The sequence below is a fragment of the Alkalihalobacillus sp. CinArs1 genome, assembly GCF_947387515.1.
Taxonomy (GTDB): Bacteria; Bacillota; Bacilli; order Bacillales; family Guptibacillaceae; genus Guptibacillus.
Map to the genome: position 1 here is coordinate 208,097 of NZ_CANDOB010000003.1, position 24,722 is coordinate 232,818.

25 protein-coding genes and 1 other RNA gene are annotated in these 24,722 nt (G+C 41.5%); 5 read left to right on the forward strand and 21 right to left on the reverse strand.

Features of this window, described 5'->3' with window-relative positions; all coding sequences use genetic code 11:
- Positions 1 to 9: 9 nt before the first annotated feature.
- Positions 10 to 456 carry a hypothetical protein gene (locus tag PFZ69_RS16770; protein ID WP_270182251.1) on the forward strand — a complete coding sequence of 149 codons (447 nt, stop codon included), beginning with the start codon at positions 10 to 12 and terminating at the stop codon, positions 454 to 456.
- Positions 457 to 540: 84 nt separating this feature from the next.
- Here the strand turns inward: PFZ69_RS16770 and PFZ69_RS16775 are convergent, their stop codons facing one another.
- Both PFZ69_RS16775 and PFZ69_RS16780 read right to left on the reverse strand, forming a co-directional pair.
- Positions 541 to 1,530: a Gfo/Idh/MocA family protein gene (locus PFZ69_RS16775; protein ID WP_270182252.1), complete on the reverse strand. Its 990-nt coding sequence runs from the start codon at positions 1,528 to 1,530 to the stop codon at positions 541 to 543.
- Positions 1,531 to 1,731: 201 nt separating this feature from the next.
- Complete coding sequence (locus PFZ69_RS16780; protein WP_270182253.1) at positions 1,732 to 3,249, reverse strand: carboxypeptidase M32; 1,518 nt, start codon at positions 3,247 to 3,249, stop codon at positions 1,732 to 1,734.
- Between the two features lie 173 nt (positions 3,250 to 3,422).
- Here PFZ69_RS16780 and yppF point away from each other — a divergent pair, with 173 nt between their 5' ends.
- The gene (yppF, locus tag PFZ69_RS16785) at positions 3,423 to 3,629 is read left to right on the forward strand and encodes a YppF family protein (RefSeq protein WP_270182254.1); all 207 of its coding nucleotides are present in this window, start codon (positions 3,423 to 3,425) and stop codon (positions 3,627 to 3,629) included.
- 260 nt (positions 3,630 to 3,889) lie between these two features.
- Here yppF and PFZ69_RS16790 read toward each other — a convergent pair whose 3' ends face one another.
- Both PFZ69_RS16790 and PFZ69_RS16795 read right to left on the reverse strand, forming a co-directional pair.
- Positions 3,890 to 4,159 (reverse strand): hypothetical protein, encoded by a 270-nt coding sequence (locus PFZ69_RS16790; RefSeq protein ID WP_270182255.1) that lies wholly within the window; start codon positions 4,157 to 4,159, stop codon positions 3,890 to 3,892.
- Positions 4,160 to 4,226: 67 nt separating this feature from the next.
- Positions 4,227 to 4,511: a hypothetical protein gene (locus PFZ69_RS16795; protein ID WP_270182256.1), complete on the reverse strand. Its 285-nt coding sequence runs from the start codon at positions 4,509 to 4,511 to the stop codon at positions 4,227 to 4,229.
- 114 nt (positions 4,512 to 4,625) lie between these two features.
- On the opposite strand from PFZ69_RS16795, the gene PFZ69_RS16800 reads away from it, so the two are divergent.
- On the forward strand, positions 4,626 to 4,865 hold the full coding sequence (locus PFZ69_RS16800; RefSeq protein WP_224882825.1) for a hypothetical protein: 240 nt from the start codon (positions 4,626 to 4,628) through the stop codon (positions 4,863 to 4,865).
- 34 nt (positions 4,866 to 4,899) lie between these two features.
- Here PFZ69_RS16800 and PFZ69_RS16805 read toward each other — a convergent pair whose 3' ends face one another.
- From PFZ69_RS16805 to PFZ69_RS16855, 11 genes are all read right to left on the reverse strand, one after another.
- Complete coding sequence (locus tag PFZ69_RS16805; RefSeq protein ID WP_270182257.1) at positions 4,900 to 6,039, reverse strand: THUMP domain-containing class I SAM-dependent RNA methyltransferase; 1,140 nt, start codon at positions 6,037 to 6,039, stop codon at positions 4,900 to 4,902.
- A gap of 130 nt (positions 6,040 to 6,169) precedes the next feature.
- Positions 6,170 to 6,562, reverse strand: an RNA gene (rnpB, locus tag PFZ69_RS16810) — RNase P RNA component class B.
- A gap of 155 nt (positions 6,563 to 6,717) precedes the next feature.
- Positions 6,718 to 7,041, reverse strand: coding sequence for a cell division regulator GpsB (gene gpsB, locus PFZ69_RS16815; protein ID WP_270182372.1), 324 nt, complete (start codon positions 7,039 to 7,041; stop codon positions 6,718 to 6,720).
- 76 nt (positions 7,042 to 7,117) lie between these two features.
- A complete protein-coding gene (locus PFZ69_RS16820) occupies positions 7,118 to 7,693 on the reverse strand; it encodes a DUF1273 domain-containing protein (RefSeq protein ID WP_270182258.1) in 576 nt (191 codons plus the stop codon).
- Positions 7,694 to 7,745: 52 nt separating this feature from the next.
- Positions 7,746 to 8,282 carry a CotD family spore coat protein gene (locus PFZ69_RS16825; RefSeq protein ID WP_270182259.1) on the reverse strand — a complete coding sequence of 179 codons (537 nt, stop codon included), beginning with the start codon at positions 8,280 to 8,282 and terminating at the stop codon, positions 7,746 to 7,748.
- Positions 8,283 to 8,677: 395 nt separating this feature from the next.
- Positions 8,678 to 9,400, reverse strand: coding sequence for a 3'-5' exonuclease (locus tag PFZ69_RS16830; protein ID WP_270182260.1), 723 nt, complete (start codon positions 9,398 to 9,400; stop codon positions 8,678 to 8,680).
- Between the two features lie 2 nt (positions 9,401 to 9,402).
- Entirely contained in the window at positions 9,403 to 11,307 is a 1,905-nt protein-coding gene (locus PFZ69_RS16835) for a DUF294 nucleotidyltransferase-like domain-containing protein (RefSeq protein WP_270182261.1), read from the reverse strand.
- Between the two features lie 9 nt (positions 11,308 to 11,316).
- On the reverse strand, positions 11,317 to 12,564 hold the full coding sequence (locus tag PFZ69_RS16840; protein ID WP_270182262.1) for a ribonuclease H-like domain-containing protein: 1,248 nt from the start codon (positions 12,562 to 12,564) through the stop codon (positions 11,317 to 11,319).
- A gap of 70 nt (positions 12,565 to 12,634) precedes the next feature.
- Entirely contained in the window at positions 12,635 to 14,896 is a 2,262-nt protein-coding gene (locus PFZ69_RS16845) for a DEAD/DEAH box helicase (RefSeq protein ID WP_270182263.1), read from the reverse strand.
- A gap of 132 nt (positions 14,897 to 15,028) precedes the next feature.
- Positions 15,029 to 15,754 carry a nucleotidyltransferase domain-containing protein gene (locus PFZ69_RS16850; RefSeq protein WP_270182264.1) on the reverse strand — a complete coding sequence of 242 codons (726 nt, stop codon included), beginning with the start codon at positions 15,752 to 15,754 and terminating at the stop codon, positions 15,029 to 15,031.
- A 51-nt stretch (positions 15,755 to 15,805) separates the two neighbouring features.
- Positions 15,806 to 17,866, reverse strand: coding sequence for a thioredoxin domain-containing protein (locus tag PFZ69_RS16855; protein ID WP_270182265.1), 2,061 nt, complete (start codon positions 17,864 to 17,866; stop codon positions 15,806 to 15,808).
- A 141-nt stretch (positions 17,867 to 18,007) separates the two neighbouring features.
- On the opposite strand from PFZ69_RS16855, the gene PFZ69_RS16860 reads away from it, so the two are divergent.
- Positions 18,008 to 18,265: a hypothetical protein gene (locus PFZ69_RS16860; RefSeq protein WP_270182266.1), complete on the forward strand. Its 258-nt coding sequence runs from the start codon at positions 18,008 to 18,010 to the stop codon at positions 18,263 to 18,265.
- Between the two features lie 31 nt (positions 18,266 to 18,296).
- On the opposite strand, the gene PFZ69_RS16865 is transcribed toward PFZ69_RS16860, so the two are convergent.
- From PFZ69_RS16865 to PFZ69_RS16885, 5 genes are all read right to left on the reverse strand, one after another.
- Positions 18,297 to 18,848, reverse strand: a complete 552-nt coding sequence (locus tag PFZ69_RS16865) for a hypothetical protein (protein ID WP_270182267.1) — start codon at positions 18,846 to 18,848, stop codon at positions 18,297 to 18,299.
- 135 nt (positions 18,849 to 18,983) lie between these two features.
- Positions 18,984 to 19,475 carry a hypothetical protein gene (locus tag PFZ69_RS16870; RefSeq protein WP_270182268.1) on the reverse strand — a complete coding sequence of 164 codons (492 nt, stop codon included), beginning with the start codon at positions 19,473 to 19,475 and terminating at the stop codon, positions 18,984 to 18,986.
- 32 nt (positions 19,476 to 19,507) lie between these two features.
- Positions 19,508 to 20,320, reverse strand: coding sequence for a MerR family transcriptional regulator (locus tag PFZ69_RS16875; protein ID WP_270182269.1), 813 nt, complete (start codon positions 20,318 to 20,320; stop codon positions 19,508 to 19,510).
- A 235-nt stretch (positions 20,321 to 20,555) separates the two neighbouring features.
- Complete coding sequence (locus tag PFZ69_RS16880; protein ID WP_270182270.1) at positions 20,556 to 21,641, reverse strand: PQQ-dependent sugar dehydrogenase; 1,086 nt, start codon at positions 21,639 to 21,641, stop codon at positions 20,556 to 20,558.
- Between the two features lie 26 nt (positions 21,642 to 21,667).
- Positions 21,668 to 22,789, reverse strand: coding sequence for an NAD(P)/FAD-dependent oxidoreductase (locus tag PFZ69_RS16885; protein ID WP_270182271.1), 1,122 nt, complete (start codon positions 22,787 to 22,789; stop codon positions 21,668 to 21,670).
- Positions 22,790 to 22,932: 143 nt separating this feature from the next.
- Here PFZ69_RS16885 and mce point away from each other — a divergent pair, with 143 nt between their 5' ends.
- A complete protein-coding gene (gene mce / locus PFZ69_RS16890; RefSeq protein ID WP_270182272.1) occupies positions 22,933 to 23,352 on the forward strand; it encodes a methylmalonyl-CoA epimerase in 420 nt (139 codons plus the stop codon).
- Positions 23,353 to 23,493: 141 nt separating this feature from the next.
- On the opposite strand, the gene PFZ69_RS16895 is transcribed toward mce, so the two are convergent.
- Positions 23,494 to 24,708 (reverse strand): DUF4910 domain-containing protein, encoded by a 1,215-nt coding sequence (locus PFZ69_RS16895; protein WP_270182273.1) that lies wholly within the window; start codon positions 24,706 to 24,708, stop codon positions 23,494 to 23,496.
- Between the last annotated feature and the right edge of the window lie 14 nt (positions 24,709 to 24,722).

The window sequence follows — 24,722 nt, forward strand, 5'->3', positions numbered from 1 at the left end:
GTCGATCTTATGAATGAAAACTTATCTAGACTAATGCTTGATTATGAAAATGCTATCGATTGCTGTGAAGGTGAAACCGTCCCAGAATTCATTGAAAACTTCATTTATGGTTCTATGGACTACAACAAGGATAACTTCGATAAGATACAAGCTGAGATGAGTAAACAAGCACAAAACAAAGAACCTAAAGAATTTAAACGTGCTTTTGATGAAATGCTCCTCTACTTAAGAGACAAATTCATAGAACTAGATCCTCAAAAAGAGTATTGGGCACTTCATTACAGAGAAGGGGTCAGTGCTTTCGTTGCTATGATCGACGGCTTAGTCATCCAATATTTCTCTGGCCTTTACTCGGTTGACGATTTGAAAGAGAGGTCGAAGTTATTTTCAGATATTATTATAAGAGGGTTTGCAGGGGTAAAAGAACATCATACGAATGTGATGTCGGCCGATTGACTGACGGTTATGGCATTAGAAAATTAAAAAAGAGCTTGGGAAAGCACGCTGCTGATCCAAGCTCTTTCAATGTATCCTTGACCTTTATTTTTCGATGCCCAGATAATACTCTTCCACAAGCATATCCATTGCTTTGTTTGTCCTTAAAGCTGTGTTCCCAGTGCTTGGACATTTCCCATTCCCGAGTAATTCATCGACGATCGATTGAATATGTGGCTGTTGAATATGATGAGGATGCTCAATACGAAAAGATTCTTCAACTGAATCCGTTTTTAACAGAATGGGTTTATCATCAAACGTAGAAAATTGTATTTCTCCACGTGTCCCAACAATACGGTTATCATCTTCGTTTTTATAAGAAGAGAAATTCCAAACGCCAGTCCCAACAGCACCACTCTCAAACCTCCAGGCACCATTCACAGTATCTTCTGCTGGATAGGAACCAGCAAGGTTATAAGCTGAACCTTTGATATCTGAAATAGGACCAAGTAAATAATCCAACAAGTCTAATGTATGGGAACCAACATCATAAAACAATCCAGCACCACTCGTTTCAGGCTTCACTCTCCACGGCCAATTCCCTTCTTCATCTCTTTTAACGAGTTGTTGCATCTGCTGCACCGAGACGAATCGCACTTCTCCAATTGCGCCTTGTTCGATTAGTTCTTTCACTTTCAAAAATCTAGGTAGCGACCTTCTGTAATAGGCAACAAACAATGGTACTTCGTGTTTTTCACATGCACGGACCATTTCTAGGCAGTCTTCCGAACGACTCGCCATCGGTTTTTCCACGTATACAGGCTTTCCAGCTTCAGCAACCATCAAGGTATAATGTTTATGTGTAGAAGGTGGAGTGGCTATATAGACAGCATCCACATCTTCGTCATGTATCAGATCTTCTGCATCATCATACCACTTAGGGACGCCATGCCGTTCTGCATAATCTCTTGCTTTTTCTCCATTTCTTCTCATCACGGCTTCAAGTGAACTATGTTCAATCTTTTGAAAAGCTGGCCCACTTTTCTTTTCTGTCACATCACCGCATCCGATGATACCCCAACGGATCTTCTCCATAAAACGTCCCTCCTCTAATCTGCTTACATTTTCAACACTAATGGATGTACCCTTCTTTAAGAGTAGTTACACCAAGATGAACTGTGAGAGGTAGCTAGTCACAGGCGTTCATGCACGATGGAAACACAAATACATCTCTGTGCAGGCAGAGATGTATTTGGTGTTTTATTGGACGACTCTTGTGATAGCTAAAAGCTTCAATTAAGCATTTATGTGATAGACTTCACTGTACTTATTTTCTAGGTACTCGATTAAATAAGCAGCGTTTAGTCCTTCACCAGTAATATCTTTAATGATTTCAACAGGCTTTTTCATCTTTCCGTATTGATGAATATGCTCAGTGAGCCACTCTTTTATCGGAAGAAGATCGCCTGATTCTAAGAGTTCATCAAAATTAGGAAGGTCTTTCAAGATCGCATGCTTTATTTGTGCTGCGTAGATATAACCTAGTGCATAGGAAGGGAAGTACCCAAACGCACCGCCTGACCAGTGAACATCTTGCAGGACACCATTCGCATCATTGTCAGGAGTGATTCCTAGGTATTCTTCCATCTTTTCATTCCAAATAGACGGAAGGTCCTTTACTTCGATCTCCCCGTTGATCAACCCTTTTTCAATTTCATATCGAACCATGATATGAAGGGCATACGTCATTTCATCTGCTTCAATTCTAATGAGAGATGGTCCTGCAACGTTGATCGCACGGTAGTAATCGTCTAAACTCACGCCGTCGAACTGTCCTGAAGAATACGCTTTTAACGTCTCATAATTATTTTTCCAGAATGATTTATTACGACCGACGAAGTTTTCCCAGAATAAAGATTGAGACTCATGGATTCCCATAGAAGTGCCCGAACATAGTGGTGTCCCAATTAAATCTGTAGAGATATTTTGTTCGTACAGCGCATGCCCACCTTCATGGATGGTTCCAAATACAGCTGTGCGGAAATCACCTTCATCATACTTCGTTGTAACACGAACATCCCCAGGATTTAAGCCAGTAGCAAAAGGATGTACAGTCGTGTCAAGTCGTCCGGCATCAAAGTCATACCCCATCTTCTTAAGTATTTCTAAACTGAAATCTTGCTGCTTCTCTTTAGGAAAATGTTCGAATAAGAAATCAGTATGAGGTTTGTCACTCGATTCAACTACCTTTTTAACGAGTGGAACGATATGGTCACGCAGTTGTCCAAACACGCGGTCGATCATATCCACCGTAACCCCAGGTTCGTATAAATCTAGCAGCGTATTATACTTATTGTCTTCATAGCCCCAATACTCCACGAACTTTTGATTAAAAGCTACCAACTTCTCAAGATATGGTCGGAATAATTCAAAGTCATTCTTTTCCTTCGCTTCTTCCCACACGCTTTCAGCTTTCGAACTTAAAATAACGTACTCTGAATATTCCTCTGCAGGAATTTTAATGTTTCGGTCATATTCTTTTTGACATTCTTCGACAGCCTTAACTGTCTTCTCATCTAATTGGTCTTTTGCATTTGATAGGTTAGAGAGATAGTTTTTCATTTCGTCCGAGACGGACATATTAAACACCTCAGATGACATCATACCGATGACCTCAGAACGTTGCTCAGCTCCTTTTTTCGGCGCACCCGTTCTTAAATCCCAGTACATCAGCCCGATCGCTTCATTAAAGCCTGTCATCTTCTTCGTATAGTTCAAAAAATCTTGTTCAATTTTATTCAAATCGACTTGCATATTTCTCGCTCCCTTTCGTATAAGTGTTTGTTATGTAACGGCATGACGCATTCGACAACCCTCGTTAAAACATGTAACGTTTTGTCGGAAGTTAAAAAATTCAAAAACAATGGATTTTAAAAATCTCATGTTATCCTTTTTGTAAGGAAAACTAGTTCAAGGAGGGGTCTAGATTGTCTATCAATAGTCTGATCAAAACATTCGAACAAGTTAAAGGTAAAGAGCCATCTACTGCGGACGAGCTGCTCGATTTCGCTCAGGTGAATTACTTAAATGGCAACATGTCATTGCATGAGTATCAATGCTGCTTTAAGGAATTACATGCACAAGGTGCTAAAAAGCCCGAATATTTCTCTGAGAAAGAACTGAGAACAACTTAATCCCTCTATGTAACTATCCTACCATAACCTGGTATACGATTAACTAAGAATACGAAAAAAGACATAGGATAAATCCTATGTCTTTTTTTAATGCTGTAATGTAATTTCGAGAGTAGTAAACCGGTCGTTCAAGCACTCGGGGCACTCCTTTTCTGACCGCTTCAACAAAGAACAACATTGTATACAATACTTCATATCCATTCCTCCATATATCCAATGAGGTTCTTTTTCCCTATTTTAAGAAGTTCAAAACAGCTAGATTACATACCTGCGCTTCCGCTAGAGAAAATAGCGATCACCATGCCTATAAGTGCGATTGTACCGATGATCGAAAGAATCGATAGTACAACGAAAATCCAACCCGCTACTTTACGATCCGTCTTAATCAAGTAGATCCCTAATGGTAGAAGTGTAAATAAAAATCCTAATATCCCCCAAAGCCATGGGTTTTTGCCATGTTTAGGTGCATCGATAGCAAGATACACAGCAACAATAATCGGAACTAGAAAACTAAAAATGCTTAACTCCATTTCCATATCCCCCTTTCTATTGAGTCCACTAAAAACGATACATGAAAATAACGTACACGTCCATCAATCATTTTTTAGAAATAACGATAAAGTTATTCACCACGCCCACCGTTGTAATGACAGTACCATCTATATGTTTCGTTTTGTAAATCGAGAAAACGAACCAATCTGTCCGAGCAGTGTTTGCAGTAAGATACGGAACTACCGCAAGATCTACCCCGATCTCCACTAATTTATTTTGATCCTTTTTCAATTCATCAGCCGCCCACTGCACATAATCTTCAGACTGAGGATTCACCAAGAACAACCCTAGCACAATAAAAACAAAAAGATAAAACCCAGTTTTCTTCATACCTTCCCTCCCCAAATAATTCTCAATACTAAATTTATACGTATTCGGTTGTTTACATGCAGGTTGTTCCCGGGTAGAGGATACTATAACGCAATTAGATAGGAGGAGTTAATCATGAGACAACACCGAATCAACACACTTAAACCTGGAGAACATTATACCGCAAAAGAACTTGATAGCTTCGTATCGACGACGGACGTTGTACTACTAGCAAGTAATGCTTCCCAACTTTTTTCAGATCCTGAGAGGGAATATAAAGTAGTGAATGAATTGGAAGGTTTTTTTGAACATTCCTCTGATGACGGGGAAAAGTATTTCCGAGATAAACGAGCGTATATCGTAGAAAAAGTATAAACAAAACCCCCAGCACATGCTGGGGGTTTCTTCATTACTTCTTAGGCGGTCTAGGTCCAAAGAACTGATAATAGTGGGTTTTAATATCACCGTTATAAAGCTTACGGTTCTTTGTAGACTTCTTGCCGTATAACTCTTCAAATTTTGGATGAGATGTTAAGATATAGATCGACCACGTGTCGAGACGATCGCGGAACGCTCGTCCCATGTCTTTGTACATTTGTTCGACTTCTTCTCGATCTCCAAGTCTCTCACCGTATGGAGGGTTACCGATCAAACAACCGTATTCCATCTTAGAACTCACGTCAGAAACCTGCATCTGCTTGAACTGAAGCATATCACCGAAACCAGCTTCTAATGCATTGTTCTTTGAGAGTTCGACCATCTTCGGATCAAGGTCACTTCCAAAGATATGAAGCGGCTGATCATATTTAGCAAGGTCTTCTGTTTCAATCATCGCTTCTTCCCATCGCTTTTTCCCGATCCACGCCCAATCTTCTGAAGCAAACTCTCTGTTAAAGCCTGGGGCGATATTCTGCCCGATCATCGCCGCTTCGATTGGAAGCGTACCTGATCCACAAAAAGGATCCATGAAGGGCTTGTCAGCATTCCAGTTTGTGAGCATGATCATCGCTGCTGCCATCGTCTCTTTCAACGGAGCTGCACTGTGATGATAACGGTATCCCCTTCGATGTAAACCTTTACCACTCGTATCGATTGTAAGGGTTGCAGTATCTTTATGAATAGCAACCTCTATCTTAAAGAGCGGACCGTCTTCATCAAACCATGAAACGTTGTATTTCTCTTTCATACTCTCTACGATCGCTTTTTTTACGATAGCCTGGCAATCCGGCACACTATATAACGTTGATTTAACCGATTTACCCGAAACAGGGAACTCCGCATTTTCTGGCAAGAGATCGCCCCATGGTAAAGCTTTTGTTGCCTCAAATAGTTCATCAAAGGTTGTTACTTTAAATTCCCCGACCTTCAACTTGACGCGATCGGCTGTTCTTAGCCAATAGTTTGATCTGCAAATACCGAGCTCATCGCTTTCATATGTAACTTTTCCATTATCGACACGTACGTTTTCAAAACCTAAATCTTTTACTTCTCGACCTACAAGAGATTCAAGACCCATTGTAGCCGTTGCAATCAGTTCATATTTTGCCATTCTATTCAACTCCGATCGTATGACTGCATCTTTCTAAGATGTACCCCGTACATTTTTTCGACTTAATCATACAGGAATTCCTCTAAACATGCAAAAAAGCCCTTTGCGGGGCTTTTCAAAGTAGATAACGTTCTGTAAGCCATGTTCTGTTCCATTGTACTGCAAACGGGTCTCCCCTCGCACTCAGGTGGTAATCATCTATCTCCAGACGCGTCCTCCGTCTGGCTTTCTATCCGTTAAATTCCTTCAAGAAAGCTCCCCTACCATAATTTGGGTTTCTCGCTCGTGGGGTTTACCTCGTTCCACTCTTAATGTTTCCATTAAGACTTCGTCACTGTGGCACTTTCAGAGTATTCAGGCCGTATCTCGAAAGACTTAGGCCTTTTCCCCGCCGTTAGCCCGAATGGACTACCCTGACTTATTGTTTCATCAGGCACGAACACTACGATCATCTCAGATCGTGCGAGCATGGACTTTCCTCTACATAAGAGATAAGACTCCTATGCAGCGATTACCCGAACGTTATCTTTATTAGGACAACAAACTTCATTATAGCTTAATTCGATGGATTTTGCAAGAATACCTTACTATCTTGTTTTGGACTAAAGTTTTTATACGTAAAGTACGGTAATTGAAATTTATCTACTTCTAAGAAAAAAAACCACCTGTTTTGGCGGTTTATTCGTATAGTTTGCTTCCAAATACGTGCTTCTCCAAGTTAGATAAACGTTTCAAAATATCATAGTTAGTATTGCCTGGTTGAGTTTGAGAACGCGTTTGTTGGCGTTTTTGTTGCTCAGACATGCGGTCCATTTCTCTTCTTAAACGCGTGTTTTCTTGGCGAAGATGATCGATTTCATTCTCGAAATTCTCGTAGTCTTTGATCACAACATCTAAAAACTTGTCTACATCATCTTGGTCATACCCACGAAAACCACTCTTAAAGTCTTTTTCAAGAATATCTTTAGCTGTTAATTGTAACGATTGCTGTTCTGCCATAATATCACCTCAGTATGTACACTGTTTTTTGTCTTTATTTTATTCTTCCAAAAGTCTTTCAACTTGTCAATTGGAATGTTTACTGACTGTAAAAATCTGGGTCGCTCTCCTGCAAGTCCTGCTGCAGCAAATCAAGATCGATAGGGGTTATCGTATAAACTTCGTATTCACTTTGCTGTTTCTTTCTGTTGTCCGCTTCTTTTAAATAAAAATCCGGTGATCCTGGCGTATCTTCATCATAAAGAATGAGCATAGCATCGCTTTTTTTAACCAAAAATTCGTTCTTTGCCTTCAGTTGGCCAGGATTTTCATAAGGTCGATTCGTGATCGACTCAACGAAATCAGCCTCTGACATTATCATTTGATAATACTCCTGAGTTGATTCTTTCCATTTCGTTTCCTGATCAAGAAACGGAGTTAATACAGCTAATTTAAGGTCTGGATATTCTTCTCGTAAATCGAGCGCTACTTCCCCCGCCCATAGCTCGACGCCAGTCTGGCCACTGATGAGTATCCATTCAAACTCCATGTCTTCGATCAGCTGAGAGATCCTGATCCGTAAAGCTTCCTTGATGATATGTAATCCGGGATGATCGTCATTAAAAATGCCTATCTCGTGAGCTTTATACCCTGTAACGAGCAATACGTTAGCCATCGTTTCCACTCCTATTAAAAAACGAACTGGGATCCAGTTCGTTTTGTTGTAATTATCTTCTTCTCTTTTGAGCCGGGCCGCCTGGACCTTGCATTGCTCCAGCCACTTGTGATGGGTCTTGCCCCATTCCAGCTGGCATAGCACCTGTAGGTCTTGGTGGTGGATAATTGTTCGTATGCGAAGCCAATACTTCGTCAGACTGAGTTAGTGGGTACACATGGTTGTGCTCATACATATGATGATGAACGTTCTTAATGTGTGTAGGATGAATGTGTTCTACTTGATGCTTGTAGCAGTAGTTCTTTACACATTGCTTTGTCGGATAGACAAATGGACCTGTTGGACAAGGACCTTGATTGGCTGGACTTACTTGCCCATTTCCACCTTTCATAGCGGGACTAACTTGATGTGGCATATTTGCATTTGGCCCCTGCATCGCCGGGCTCACTTGATTCGGCATATTTGCATTCGGACCTTGCATAGCAGGCATGACCTGGTTTGGCATGTTTGCGTTCGGACCATGCATACTAGGACTTACCTGATTAGGCATGTTACCGTTTGGACCCATGTGATCATTACGTCTAAACATTTAGTAGGTTCCCCCTTCTAGAATATAGATTTCCCTACTAATTTATGTAACCACATGCGTACATGTACTGTGTGTTTGTCCTTATTTGCCGTTTGAAACGCTCGGAAACCGCCTATTTTTGTTGGACGATTTCAGAATCATCGTATAATTGAGCAGACTCGCTGATTTCACTCATAACTACTACCGTTAATGCAATCACTACAAAAAACAAAACCATTATGACCTGTTTCACTTTCCATCTCTCCATTACGTTAATGCTAAACAAAATGTTTTTTCCTATTCAAAGTTACAACAAGTTACGACAAATGTAAACGCAGAAATGACAAGTTTTTACTTAGATTTCGTCGAATTGCACAATATTATGCGCTTACCCGGGAAATGATTAGTAAGAATGGTTATTTCCTGCCAAATACCAGATTTTCTCGCTGTATTCGAGCCTTTATTTCCTCATCTAGTGTTTTCTCGACATGAAGCTTTGAGAATAGCTTCAAACACAACTCCGCAGTCATCTTTGCATCGTTCAACGCATGATGTCGTTCATGCCGTTCGATATTTAACTTGCGGATCAACGAATCAAGCTGAGGATTTCCTGATGGAAATACTTCCTTCGCTAGTGCTTCAGAGTCTAAATAAGGTGGTAAATAATCTGGTAAATTCCACTTTTGAACGAGCGCTTGCAGAACATACACATCGAACTTTACGGGGTGCGCGATGAGCGTTGTGCCTTCACTAAAGGAAATGAATTCTTCAAGAGCTTCTAAAAATGACCAACCAGCTCTTATCTCTCCGATGGATAACCCTGTTAGTTGTCTAACGAACCTCGGCACTTTATTAAACGGTCGGACGATTCGATAAAACGATTCCTCTAATATCCGACCTTCTACAAGATCAATTTTTACAGCTCCAATGGAAATAACTTCATCACCGATCGCAGGATAGAACCCCGTTGTCTCTAAGTCGAATACTGTAAAATACCTCACGCTCTCCTGCTGATATTCAGGCAGCTTTTCTTCAAGCCGTTTATAGACGGGCGAGTCGATTTCCTTTCGCATCTTCTTTTTCCATTTTCGTCGGTTGAACAATAAATATTTTATTAACTTGTATCCTATTGAAGGCATAACTAAATACTCCGATTCCTACGGAAGCTCAGTTCACTTACTTGCTGCATACGCTTTGCAACTAGGAGCGCTTCCCTCATTTTCCTTCTTTCTTCCTTATCCCATTCCATGGGCTTTACGCTGTTTGTGATCTCGATGCCTCTACTTAACTGGTGGAGGTTTTGCCTGATCCTGAAACTATAGAGATAATGAAGTGCTGTTTCGATGTTGATTACATCCCGATGGTGAAAGATTTCCTTTTTCTTCAATGCGTGTAATCGTTTGATGGTATTCACTTCTTCAACACCATACTTCATGGCAAAGATTCGAATTCCGTTTACGATCTGCATAATCGCTGATTTTTTCAGATCGAGCGTCTTTTCCTTTCCACGAAGCTGAAGCTTCCCAATCGGATTCAACGGTACACGGAACCGAATCGTATCTTTCATCAGAAGCATTTGAAGAGTTTGGGCACGTTTGATCTTGCTCGTTATCGCATGCCGTAAACTTCTTGATAAATCAAAATCACCATATACCGGTCTGAAGTCCATAAAGATTGTAAAGTTACGAATTTCTTCTGCATCAGTTTCGGTGATCCATCTATTTACCTCTTTTTTCCAATTCGTCAGCGATCTTCTCCATTTCTCATTTTGTGCCATTATCCCGCCAGAACACTCTGGTAATCCACATTCTGTTAATTTTCTATTGATCTTTGCAGATAACTTGCTAAAGTAAGAGTCAATTTCTTTTCTATGAGCAAGGTGCTCATAATCGTCAATGATCATGCCATTATCTTGATCAGTGCTGAACGCCTGTTCTTTTCTCCCTTCGCTTCCCATGACGATAAAGCAGTAATTGACGGGAGGTCGTCCATACCCTTCCTTGATCATTTCTTTTTCAGCTAGAAGAATCACTCTTCTATGGATCTCATCATTGTAATTGGACATCATCTCGCAGATTTCGTACCCCAGTGTGTTTGCTTCGAGCAGCTCTTCGATGAATGAATGAAATTCCTTGTGATTTGGCGGAGAAAGATCAACGATTTCCTGGAGTTCTTTCGCACGTGATAATCGATAGGATAGGTCAAGATACGCCGATTCTTGAATGCCTAGGAACGATTTTGCAGATACCATCCCAACGAGCTTATCTCGCTTTACAACAGGTAGAAGAGATACTTTGTGAAATTTTAAATATGCGAGAGCCTCATAACTAAATGCATCTTCCTCAACAAGGTTGGGGTTTTGATACATCCACTTATGAATGGGATCTTGAAAATCCCCACGTGTGAACGCGTTAAATAACTCGAGAGGCGTAACCGTCCCCATTACACTTTCTCCATCTTCGCTCACGATCACGCCATCATAATTCTTCGTTCTAAATAATTCAGCGGTTTCTAGAACGCTGTAGGTAGGTGGGATCGTCACTTTCGAATCCATGATCGAGCTCACTCTTGTACGGTAGAGAGCAATGTTTTCCCCTTCTGTCTCACGGTCCCGCTCCTGCTTGATCTCATCATACAGGCTTCTCATCCGCTCACCGATCGTGTCGAGAACATTGTGTGAGAAAGTAGGATTCTCCGTCATGATCTTCAGCATAACTTCCTTCTTAATGCGGATGACTTCACAATCATCATTGGCTTGTACAGAGAACGTCATCGTTTCATCTGTCAGCATAATCATGAGCCCGATTAAGTCTCCTGGATAATAGAAGCGCATCGTGGCTTGTTGGCCGTTCGACTTATGAACGATGTTCTTTGCAATACCTGATACTAATAAATAAAGCGCATCTGCATCCTCATCTTCATGGTACAGAAATTGCCCTTTATGGTAGGTGGAGAAGCGAGCTGATGCGATCAATTCCTCAACTTCTGCGTCGCTAAGTGAGTGAAATGGTTCCTTTTTCTTTAATACGTCATAAAAGTCCTGCATAATAACCTCCTACCGTCTACGTGCTTCTTTCTGCTCTAATCGTTCGATTCGTTTCATGTACTGTATTCGTTCAGCCTCAGCTTTATCTTTTAGTATTCGTTTCTTACTCTTCCACTTTTGGTAGCCTAATAAAGCATGATGAAGCGCCTGTTCATAGTCTTTCTCTTTATGCTCATAATATTTGGCAAGCTCGATGTCACTTTCTTCATCGTTCGTGTCTTCCGATAACTCGATCCAAATTGGAAGTGACTTTGCGAGATCGCCTTGCTTTTTATGAATTTTTGCAAGAGCTTTTTTAGCATCTCGATCATATTTCCCGTCGATCGAAAGCTGATAAAGTGATGCTGCATGATCGTCTTCACCTACAGCTTCCCACCATCTTGCAGATTGAAACTGCTCCATTGCAGATAAATGATGTCCTCTATTGTCCAATAATAAGTTGGACATATGAATATAGAGTGTAATCAATGAGAGAATGTCTTCCTCATTGTGTTTCATCACGCTCGAAATTAAGTCTGGATCAGGATCCTTTACGAACTCAAAGTAAAGCATAGGAGCTAAATATCCAGGTGTATCTTCCTTACGAATGAAGTCGAGTTTCTGCTGCTCCACGTTCGATAGCCTCACGGATTCCATTTCGTTCTTCCAAAATCTTCGTGCTCCGTGAAGAAGATCAAAGTGTCCGAACTGTGGAAGCTTCGGAACTTGTTCACGGATAAGTGTATGCCTTGTTTTCACCTGCGGCCAATCGAATGCTTTCCCGTTATACGTGACAAGGTTTTTCAAATGTTGAACATCATCGAGAAAGGCCTTATACATCGGCACTTCTCTACCTGGACCTGGTAGAAAGTATTGATTCATTGAAATTCCTTCATTCGTATACTGACAGTACCCTAGAAGAAAAATCGTATTTCCAACTCCGCCACCAAGGCCTGTCGTTTCAGTATCGAAAAATAAAAGATCACTTGGATTAAGGTTTTTTGATGAAAGTGGATGAGCTCTGTGAAAATTGTTCCACCTCTGGATCACACGTTCAAGCTCATTGAATACATAACGACCATGCTGATGGTCCTTCGGATAAGTCTTCTTTCTCACGATCGCATACTCATCGTCAAAAAAGAACGGCTCAGAATCAAGGCTCGTCCATTTCTCAAGGTGAGGCACAGTGAGTGTAGGTTCGACCGCTTTCACTTCTTCTTTCTTTTCATCGGTGTTGATATGCTTTTTCATTCTATTTAATTTTGCTTTAAGTGACATAAACGTTCACCTCTTACAAATTTAGAAGCAAGAGGCGCTAACCTACTCGCGCCCCTCTTGTGATGGAGGATCATCGCTCCTCCATCAGTCTTCTAAGTAGTCTCATACTCAATTCTTTCGCATTGCTCGCCTCATGTTCTGTTCCGATACATGCAGGACAACCGTCCTCGCATGGACAGTTTCGAATAAGGTTCTCAGCTGAAGTGACGAGTTCCTCAAATCGCTTATATAGTTCATCCGAGAGGCCGATTCCACCAGGATAACGATCGTACAGGAAGATTGTTGGCAAATTGTTGTGTGTTGCCTTGATCTGAGGAACAACGTGGACATCGTTTTGATCACACATCACGAGTACTGGAACAACGTGTTTAATCACGTTCGAAATGCCTGAGAGGATCTGTTCCATCGTTTTTGTACCGAGCTGATCTTTATCTTCTTTTAAGCTAACCCATGTCGATGTCGTGTGCAGCTCTTCCTCTGGCAAATGTATTGGCCCTGAACCGATATTCTCAAACGTACTTAACTTGATTTTCTTAAATATGGTAGGCATCGCATTCACTGTAACATCCCCGAACCCAACAGTAGTGGAATCGTGCTCAGAAAGTTTGTCTTCTTCTAATACTTTTAAGCTAACTGCAAGGTTCGCATCTGTAAAATATTCCACATCTACTTGGCGCACATAAGCTTTCTTCTCATCCCAGTCCAACTCTTCCACTTGATACTGTATACCCTGGTGCAAATAGATGGCTTCATCATGAAGAAGCGTCATAGCGCTGAACCGATCCATTTCACCGATGACGATATGATCCGCTACGTTCGACTGATCGATGATCACGACGTTTTCTTGTGAAGCAGACCTGAGGCTGATGTTGTGAGCTGGGAACGAGTCATTCATCCAATAATACTTATCTCCCTTATGATGCAGCAAGTTCTCTTCAGCGAGGTATTCAAGTATATCTTCTATTTCCATCGACCCAAAACGGTCGTTTTGTTTAAATGGAAGTTCGTAAGCTGCACATTTCACATGGTCGACAAGAATGACTAAGTTGTCGGGATTGATCCTTGCAGATTCTGGCGGCCGTTCAAAAAAGTACTCTGGGTGCTGAACGATGTACTGATCGATTGGCGTTGACCCAGCGACCATGATGATCAACGACTCTTCTTGTCTTCTTCCCGCTCTACCCGCTTGCTGCCATGTGCTCGCAACACTTCCTGGGTAGCCTGTCATCACGCATACTTGAAGCTGTCCGATATCGACACCTAATTCTAGTGCATTCGTACTTACGACTCCCATGATGTCGCCGCTACGAAGGCCACGCTCGATCTCTCTCCTTTGTTTAGGAAGATAACCGCCTCGATAACCTCTTATCGATTTAGGTCCGATGTCTTTTTTAACAAGCTCCTGTAGATGACTTAAAATGATTTCAACTCTGACACGACTTTTTGCGAAGACGATCGTTTGAATCTTATTTTTCAAGAAGTCTTTTGCGATACGATTTACTTCGACGGTAGCGCTCTTTCTTATATTGAGTGGCTGGTTCACAATCGGCGGATTATAAAAAACAAAGTGTTTTCTGCCGCGAGGTGCACCGTTGTTTTCTATAAGAGACATCGGTTTCTCTGTCAATTGTTCTGCAAGATCTTTTGGGTTAGCAATCGTCGCGGACGTGCAAACGAAAATCGGGTCACTGCCATAGAAGTTGCAAATACGTTTTAAGCGCCTGATCACGTTTGCGACGTGACTTCCGAAAACGCCTTTATACGTATGAAGCTCATCGATCACAATGTACTTTAGGTTCTCAAATAGAGACACCCACTTCGTGTGGTGAGGAAGAATTGCAGAATGCAGCATATCTGGGTTCGTGATCACGATATGCCCCGCTTTTCTCACAACCTGCCTTATATTTGGGGACGTGTCACCATCGTACGTATAGCTCTTAATATCGATTCCCATATCATCGATTATCTCCGTAAGCTCACTGCGCTGATCTTGCGCAAGAGCTTTCGTTGGAAACAAATATAGCGCACGGCTATTTTCATCTTCAGCGATCGATTGGAGCACGGGAAGGTTATAACAAAGCGTCTTACCAGATGCAGTTGGCGTAACGGCTACTATACTATTTCCATTTTGAACTTCATTGTAAGCATCATACTGGTGAGTATAAAGCTGTTCGATTCCCCTCTCACGAAGGGCACTTTGTATTCGATGATCAAGTGACTCAGGCATCTCTCTCATCTTGGCAGGTTCCGGTTCGATCTCATGCCAATGAGCGATGTTTTCATCTTGCTTTAAATCATGTATTAATGTTTCTAACGTTTGTTTTCTATTCATCGCTTTCACCTCAATGTTCTATGCCTATTGTAGCGAATGTCTGTTTGCAATTCTACCTATAAGCAATAGAAAAAGAGGCAGAACGCCTCTTTATTACACTTCCAATTCGCTTTGAACAGATGTAAAACCTTTTTAGTCGTTTTCGATGAGTTCTCGATACAGATGATCCACTTTCTCTCTATTGGTCTCATGCATCGGTAGTTCTTTTGCTTTCTCTTCATAAACGTTTAGCTGTTGTTCAAGAAAGTCTGAAACCAGATTATCATGTTGAATCACTTTTCGATTGAGTAAATACGCACAAGTAACCTTTAAACGAACTGGTATCGTCGACCATTGTAAGAGCTCTTGAACTTTTTTATCCGGTATACGTTTACGGTCATAGATCCATTCCGTAAACAGGACGGACTTAAGCGCATATAGCAGGTGTTTTTGTTTTCCTGACTCACGGTAATTTGTAAGGTTTTTCTTCCCCATCTTCGTGTAATGAAACATGACCGGCTTTAGCTGAATCATCTCACCCGCAAGTTCGCGTACACGGTGAAACGAATCACTTTCTCGATAAATGATCGGCGATTGAAGCCACTCCAATAATGTTGGATTCGATTTCGTTAAAAGACCTAGCGCTTTCTTTATATCCCAACCGTGCAACTCTACTTCATCAGCCGCCTTTTCAATCACATCACTTTTTTGAAAAAGAGTGAGATACCATTCTATCTCATGTACATATATGAACCTTACATCATAATCGCTCTCTGCCCTATCATATCCCCACGCGCGACTTCCCGCTTCACATGCAAACAAGATGTGCACGTTGTTCTCTTTTTCAATTAAAGCGAGCGCTTCTCTAATACGATCCATACATAGCCCACCTTAAGAAAAGCTACCGAGCGATAACCCGATAGCTTTACTCTATTTTAGCTTATTTATAATGTGATCAATTTCTGATGTCGGCATACTGCACGTAAAGTTCTCACAGAGATAAACCACTGTTTCTCTCTGCTTTTCAAACTCAGAAGCAAATGTTGCCGCTTCTCGTAATTTACTAGGATCATCAGTTACAAGAACCGTAAGTTCAGGTAAAAATTCACGTTGGAAAAATGTCTGTACTTTCCTTGTCTTCTCGTCCTCTTTATCACCGATCACAACTGCTTCCTTCGGAGAAGAAACTGTGAGCAGCTTACTCATTAAGAAATAGGCATGTCCACTTGGATACGAGGATACATCTCCTGCGAATGCTGTGAACATTTTATTTCCCCATTCTTCATACTTCGTTTCACCTGTTAGCTTTGAGAGTCTTAGGAGTTGAAGAGCCGCAACGCTGTTTCCAGACGGCAACGCCCCATCATGGACGTCTTTTGGTCTTGCAATCAATTCATCTGCGTCATGGCCGTAAAGATAGAAGCCGCCTACTTCTTCATCCCAGAATAAACGGTTCATCTCATCTGCCATGTGCTTCGCTTTTACTAGATACGTCGTTTCGAAGCTTGCTTCATATAGTTCATTAAGAGCCCAAAGTCCATACGCATAATCATCATGGAAAGCCTTATGTTTTACTTCCCCATCTCGATATCTAGCCATAAGGCGGCCTTCAACAACAAGGTTTTTTTCAATGAACGAATAGGCTCGTGCAGCATATTCTTTGTATTCATCGTTATCAAATACTTTGCCAGCTTTTGCGAATACAGCGAGCATCAGCATGTTCCAACTTGTTAAGATCTTATCGTCCTTATAGGGATGAACACGCTTCTCTCGTTCAGTATACAGCTTCTTCCTAGCTTCACTTAGAATCGAGCGAAACTCCTCTTCTGAATAGCCGTGTGTCTCAGCCTGCTTTGTTATCGTAGTTTTTATCAAGTTCGGTATGTTTTTACCTTCAAAATTCCCTTTTTCAGTCACATCGTAAGTCGAAGCAACGAATTCTCCTACTTCCTCTCCAAGAACTTTTATGACTTCTTCTTTTGTCCAAACGTAAAATTTCCCCTCTTCACCTTCGGAGTCGGCATCTTCTGCAGAGTAGAATGCACCTTCGTTTGAAGTCATATCCCTTTTTACATACTCGAGGACTTGTTGCGCAATTTCCTTATAACGTTCGTTTCCAGTCGCTTGATACCCTTCTGTATAGGTCATCGCGAGCATCGCATTGTCATAGAGCATCTTCTCAAAGTGTGGCACAAGCCATTCTTGATCGACGGCATAGCGAGCAAAACCATACCCAATGTGATCATAAATGCCGCCGTTTGCCATCCCATCGAGCGTCCTCGTTACCATCGTCGTAGCCAATTCATTATCAAATGTACGCGCATAGCGTAACAAGTACATCAGCATGTGTGGAGAAGGGAATTTAGGCGTCGTCCCAAATCCACCAAAAATTGTATCAAACATATTTTGCATCTGGTCAAAGGCTGTATGAAGCGGTTCTTCAGAAAGAGAAGAACCTTCTGACTTCATTCGTTCTTGAAGAGACTGCGTGATTTGATCGCCGATTCTCGTAATCTTCTCTGGATTCGACTTGTACTGTTCAGAGAGCTGCATGATCGCATCCTTAAAACCAGGAATGTTATACCGGCTTTCTTTAGGAAAATATGTTCCTGCATAAAATGGCTTTTGATCTGGAGTTACGAAGACATTGAGCGGCCAGCCACCTTGTCCTGTTAATCCCTGACAAACTTTCATATAGATCGAATCGATATCTGGGCGTTCTTCCCGATCTACTTTGATCGCTACGAACCGCTCGTTTAAGAGTTTCGCTGTTTCAACATCTTCAAAGCTCTCCCGCTCCATCACATGACACCAATGACACGTCGAATAACCGATCGACACCAACACTGGCTTATTTTCACGCTTCGCTTTTTCGAACGCTTCCTCTCCCCATGGATACCAATCGACGGGATTGTGTGCGTGCTGAAGTAAATACGGCGACTTTTCATCGATCAGCTTATTCACGAATTGATTCTTTCCATCTTCACTCATACCTTCACCTCTCACATTTTTATACTAAGTGTATCAATAAAACGAATGGATGATAAAGCCTGACTTGTCAACTTTTTCATTAAGAGTATTAGCATGTCCTCTTCCTCTTGCATACTCTAGTAACGTAAGGAGGTGGATTTTGTGAAGCATAGCAAACCTTATTTTAAGAGACTGCCTCAGCGTCCTCGCCTTGCGAGCGACCGTTCTTATAGCTCGAATACAGGTGGAGAATCGAGAGGGGACTGTTCAAGATTCTGTTCATCTGTCTGTCGTAGGTTATTTCCATTCAGCTTTAATCAATGTGTTAGAGATTGTCAATCATGTCAAACCGGGTTGCTCTTTGAAACTGACGAAGAGTACCTAGGTGAAGACGATGAAGATATGAAAGACGAAGATTAATAGAAAAAAGTCACCATGATGGTGACTTTTTTTATCTTCCTTTCCCGTAAAGCTCTGTCACGCCCCACACCTTGTCATGACCATTGTACTGATTTAGGGCGATATCTAAATCATGAAAATAACGATGGAGTTTCTTAATGTGGTTTGCACCAGGTTTTTCAAGATAACGAAGTGCGTACGTTTTAATCTCTTTTAAATCTTTTACGAGATCTTTGTTTTCTGATTCTGTCTCTATGTAATGGTTTGCATGAATGATGACGTTGATTGCTTTTTCACTTTGTACGTTATCATCTAAATCTTTTATACCACCGTATCCAGCTGTTTCGTTATAAAACCCGTGCGTAAGAGAAATAAACTCTTTAATGTTATCAAACTGTGGTTCAGAAATCACTTTAGCTTCTAATTCTCTTAGCTCTTCAGTCGATAACCTCTCATCTTGCGCCACCGCTTCATTCGGGGTGGCTACAAAACTACCTTGCGTTGACTTCACTTCCTTATCCAAGGAAAAAATATAATATGCTGTTAACGCAAGCGTCAGTATCGATGCTACGCCAAGCCAGACAACCACCGTTTTTGTTTTCATAGATTCCCCTCTCATGTGCCTTTTTAACTAGTTTATCCAACAAAAGGAAATCGCACAAGGTGTTGACAGACAATTCGAAAAGCGATGTTTTATCACTTCATAAAACATCGCTTCTACGTCGCCATACCTATGACTTCATTCATGATTGTATTCTCCACCGAACGTTTCGGTCACACCGAACGTATCTGGATGATCGTATCCGTTCATTGCTTTATCAAGATCGTGAAAATAACGGTGAAGGAGCCTCACGTCGGCTTCATCGAGCTCACTGCTCGCGATCATTTTGATCGCTTGTAAATCTACTTTTAGATCATGATGCTCCACACCATTTTCGAGGAAGATATTGATGTAGGCAGTAACTGCCTCAGCATGTTTCTCTTGATCTTCCATTTCGACTCTCTCGATCATCCCATACCCGGTCGTTCTATTATAAAAAGCATGAAAATCTGAAACAAAATCTTCTACAAACTGATATTCAGTAGGAAATGATGCGGCAGACACCTCTGTTGCACTTGCCTTCGACCCTTCCATTTCTGTATGAAGTGAAAATATATAAATATATAGGGCAGCGAACGTGGCAGCGATGAGAAGACTAAGAATGGAAAACATGACTTTAGCATGTTCCATCGATTTTCCCCCTATCAAGTTTCTACTTCTCTCTACCTCACAAAGCCCAAGATGTGCTTAATCTTACCTACACCCCATTTCGAATCAGCTTCATTCCTTTTTACCTGCGTTTCTTCATTTCGAAAACGATTTTGAACGATAGCCATTAAACGCTCTTCTCGCTCCGACATGTGTGCAGCAGCTACTTTCCGTTCCTTTTCAACTTCTTCCTGGTAGAACGCTCTTTCCTCCGCAGAAACATCCGTTAAATCATCGATCTTTTTGCCAATCGCGTTAAGTTCTAGTTGATTCATAGACGCATGAGCATCAGAAGCAGTCGCAATTTCTTCATGGACGATTTCATGAATCTGATGAACGATATCTTTTTCCATCTTCTTAACCGTCTTATCCATCTTCAGCAATTGCTTGACTTCTTCCGATTCAACAAACGAAACGATTTTTGATAATGATTCTTTTATTTCTTCTTGGTCTTCATACGTTGAGTAAACTACCGATTCTTCAACTTTCTCTACTTCTTCAACCTGTGCTTGCAGCTCTTTTTCCCTTTCAATCTCCTGTCGCTTGAGCTCTGCAGCTTGATTAAATTCATCGATTGCTTTTTGTTCTTGGAGTTCAATAATGTGCTGTTCGAGTGCTAACGAAATCGCATCATCATCTGTGTTACTCGCTTTCATGTTGGTGATCAAGTAAAGGATTTCTAGATCTCTATCCGTATAAGTACGAGAATTGTTTTCATCACGTGGAATTTCAAGGAATGCAGAGAATTGATTCTCCCACTGCTTCAATGTATGTTTGGTCACTTTAAACAGGTCAGCAACACCAGAAATCATCAGATGATTATTCATTACTGCCAGTCCTCCCCAAATGTATTACAGTTCTATTCAATGCCTTCATATGGAATTTCCTGCATGATGACAAAGGTTCTTAAAAACAGTCAGGGTTTATCAAATCTGCCAACGATGCTCCATATCAACACGGATTATGTAACTTTTTAGATCCAACATGAAGCCTTACGTCTCTTTTCAACAAACTACATAAAAAATCGTCATCTCAAACGAATTGAGATGACGATATATGGCATTACTTATTTAGTTGGATCTCAATGAACCGATCATCTTTCTCGGACGCATTCCCTCTGCCGTCTGTATTGTTCGTGACTGCATAAAGGGAATCATCATAATACAATGACCGAAGTCTTCCAAAACCAGAAATAACCGTTTCACTGTTGTTTTCATCAAGAGCAAAGGAGCGGACTTCATTCCCCCTTAACGTTGCAGCATAGAGCGTTTGATCCTTTATTACGATTCCTGAAGGGGCCCAAGTATCCTTACCAGAGTGATACATTGGAGAGGTCATCCCCTCTTGTTCTTCGTCTCCTTCAATAACCGGCCACCCGTAATTCTCTCCTGGTACGATCTTGTTGATTTCATCATGAGCTGAATCTCCGTGTTCAGAAGAATACAGCTGGCCACCATCATCCCACGCTAAACCTTGTGGGTTACGATGACCATATGAATAGACGTAGGAATTTGCAAAGGGATTATCATCTGGTATCGAACCATCTTGATTCATTCTAAGGATTTTTCCAGCAAGGCTCGTTTTATCTTGAGCTAGATCAGGGTTCGTAGCATCGCCAGTCGTGATATATACCTTCTCATCTGGACCAATCTTGATTCTTCCTCCGTTATGATAAAGAGACCCAGGTATCCCGCTTATCAATTCATTCGTTTCATTCCATCCGTTATCACTTTTGGTCGCTTCTATCACTCTGTTTACTGTTTGCCCATCCTCTTCATACGTATGGTAGACGAACGCTTTCCCTGATTCAGAAAAATCCGGATAGAGTTCTATACCAAGCAAGCCACCTTCTCCTTTCGTTAGTAAAGGCTTATCGAGCATGATCTCCTCGCGGTCTAGCTTGCCGTCTTCATACTTCGCGATCGTTCCTTCTCTTTCAGTCATATAGAATGTTTCACCTGACTTCACGATTTCCCATGGAATCTGCAGGTTTTCAACGATAACGTCGGCAGATCCTTCATTTGGCGCAGTTGTCTGCTCATCTGATGAAGCGCATGCGGTTACCATAAGCAACGTTAGTAACGCAAACCATCTAATCTTGACCACTCCTTTACTGACAAGGGCTGATTCTTTATCTCTTCTATACACGAGTTGAGAAACCTTCCTATGCTACACTAATCCAACCTTGTTATGGCTTCAGAAAGATCATAATCGAGTGGAGATAATTCCGTTTCTTTTCCCATCGCCATTCTCGCAAGCTCTAGACCTAAGTATGGTCCAACCGTCAATCCAGATGCTCCTAGTCCGTTAGCCGCTAGTAGACCACTTGTTTCTGGAACATGACCAAACACAGGGAGAAAACCTGGTGTAAATGGACGAAACCCTACTTTCGCCTCGACCATCGTACTATCGCTAAGACCTGGAGCTACTTGTAGTGCTTTACTAAAGATTTCATGTAACCCACCTGCTGTCACTCGTTTATCAAATCCTACATCGTTTTCGTGCGTTGCACCGACAACCACTCGACCATCGTCAAAGCTCAGCAAGTATTGATCGTTCGGAGGCATTACGACCGGCCACTGCCCAGTGTCTTCCTGCACATCAAGATGCACGATCTGAGCTTTTTGCGATGTTACCTGAAATGATAAACCGAGTGGTTCGAACAGCTCGTTCGCCCATGCTCCAGCAGTAACGATCACGTTATCTGCTTTTATCTCACGATCCGAAACCTTAACACCAGTCACATTACCCGCTGTATGCAGTAGTTGTGCGTTTCCTTCTACCATAGTTGCGCCGAACTTTTTAGCAACACGTAAAAGAGCCTTCCTAAGCGCTGCACCATTAATTCTTGCTGCACCGCTCACATACACAGACTGGTAATCCTCTGAAACCGGCGGAAACATTGCTTTCGTTTCTTCTGTCGTCAGCTTTCTTATCTCCCCAATTTCTGGCGCATCTTCACGTCTCTTCAGAGCGCGCTCGATCATCTTATCAAGCTTTTTCTCATCAGTGTGTAGGCTGATGGCTCCAACTTTTTTGTAGCCTGTTTCTGTTTCCCCTTCCGCTGTTAATTGTTCGATTAAATCTGAGTAATATTTCGCCCCGCCCTTCGCTAGCCTGTACCATATTTTATTGCGTCGTTGTGAAAGCCAAGGACACACGATGCCGGCTGCAGCATCTGTTGCCTGACCCGAATCGGCTCGATCGACAATCGTAACGTCGGCACCTTCTTTCGCAAGATGATAGGCAGTAGATGCTCCTAGAATTCCAGCACCAATAACAACATATGATTTCATTTATGAACACCTTTTCGAATAAATTTAGTTTCATTAGCTATTGTACATAATGAAGACGCCGCTCACAATCAAACGCTGGCAATGCACTCCTTTAGCAACCTTATGTTAAAATTATGCCATTACCTATAAAGGAGTCATTCACAATGAACAAACAGCTTGATCATATAGGAATAGCCGTTCGGCGCATCGATGAAAGCATTACGTTTTACACGAACGTTTTAGGAGGTACGCTTGTCGATCACTACCGGAGTGAGGCACAAGGGGTGGAGAGCGAGATCGCAGTGATCGATATTGACGATAGCCGCGTTGAACTCTTGATGCCTACGAATAACACGACTTCTCCAATCGCAAGATTTATGAAACAAAAAGGAAAAGGCGTCCACCATATCGCATATCGCGTTGATAACCTAGATGAGGCGTTAGAAGAACTAAAGAAACAAAACATACGAACCTTAGAGGATACGCTACGAATCAACAAGCATGGAAGAAGGTTGATCTATTTAAACCCTGCCGATACAGAAGGTACGATTATTGAGTACTGTGATTATCCAGAACAACCATAACCTGATTTTATTGGATTCTAATCAGCATCATGGCAAGAGAAAACAGCTTTAATTCTGTAATCTTTAAACGTTTCGGCATATAAAAACGGTCAGTGGTTGATACCCTCTGACCGTTCTCCGTATGTCTGCCAAGCATTCCTTTTATTGGGGTTTTGATGTCCATTCCCTCGTTTTTCCTTGCAAACTTTTTATAATCTCATTTGCAAGTGAGAATACTTCTGTCAATTTATCTTTACTGATCCACTTAATCGTATCGTCTACTGTATGTAATAGATTTAAAACGCCACAGTTACTGAACGGGATACTAGGCACACCATTTGAGAAAAAGGTGTAATGGTTACTCTCATACCATGGTGCTGTCCATTGGACAGCTGGAAACTTTCCCTTGATCGCTTTTACATAACTTTCAAATTCATTTGATCCAGACATGAGTGTAACATTATTCGTGCCAAGCGATTGACCGATACCATCAAAGTTCATGGCGACTAGTGCTTGAGGAAGGTCGTTTCGGTATGCCTTCAAATAAATCTCGTCTCCTAGACCGAGAAATTCTTCTGAACTAAAAAAGATGAACTCGAAACTAGTGTGCCAATCACTTCTCTTAGAAAGCTCTTCAGCTAACGAGAGGACAACTGCCACTCCTGAAGCATTGTCGAAAGCTCCGTCAGTATTAAACACCGTATCATAGTGAGCAGTAAGAATGATTTTTTCAGTCCCATACCCATTTATTTTCCCAATGATATTCTTCGTTTTACCTTCTTTTCTTCTACTCTTTATCACGCATTTTACTGAGGAGGTTGAAGGGCTATTTTTTATGGTTAAACCTACTTCTGGAGAAACCGTTAAAGATGGAATGAAAAAGTCCCAATCGTTGATTAACGGTTGATTTATTTCTTTTTCCATTCTTACAAATAAGATGGCTGAAGGATTTTTCTCTTCAAGTAGTTGAATCACTCTTTGATGATGTTCAGGATTATAAATTGTAAACCCTTTAGGAACATAGTTTTCTTTTGATAATTCACCGTATAATAACGCGATCTTCCCTTGAAGGTTTTGTGATGCAGAGAGTTCTTCAATTGTGCAAAAAGAAACGATTGACCCCGAAACCTCGACTGACTCAGAAAAACCATTAGCTAGAGCCTCTAAACGATACCCATCAACCTCAATAAAAGCTTCATTAAGCCGCCAGTTTGGTACTTCAAATTCTTGAATGTCTACGTTGATTTCAGCATTTCTTAAAACTTCTTCAATATAATGGGACGCCTCGTGATTTGCCTCTGATCCGACTGGACGGCATCCGATCTCTGTCGATAGTGTATGGAGATGATCCATATAAGTTCCCTGCAACATTTGCATTACTTCTCCCCCTG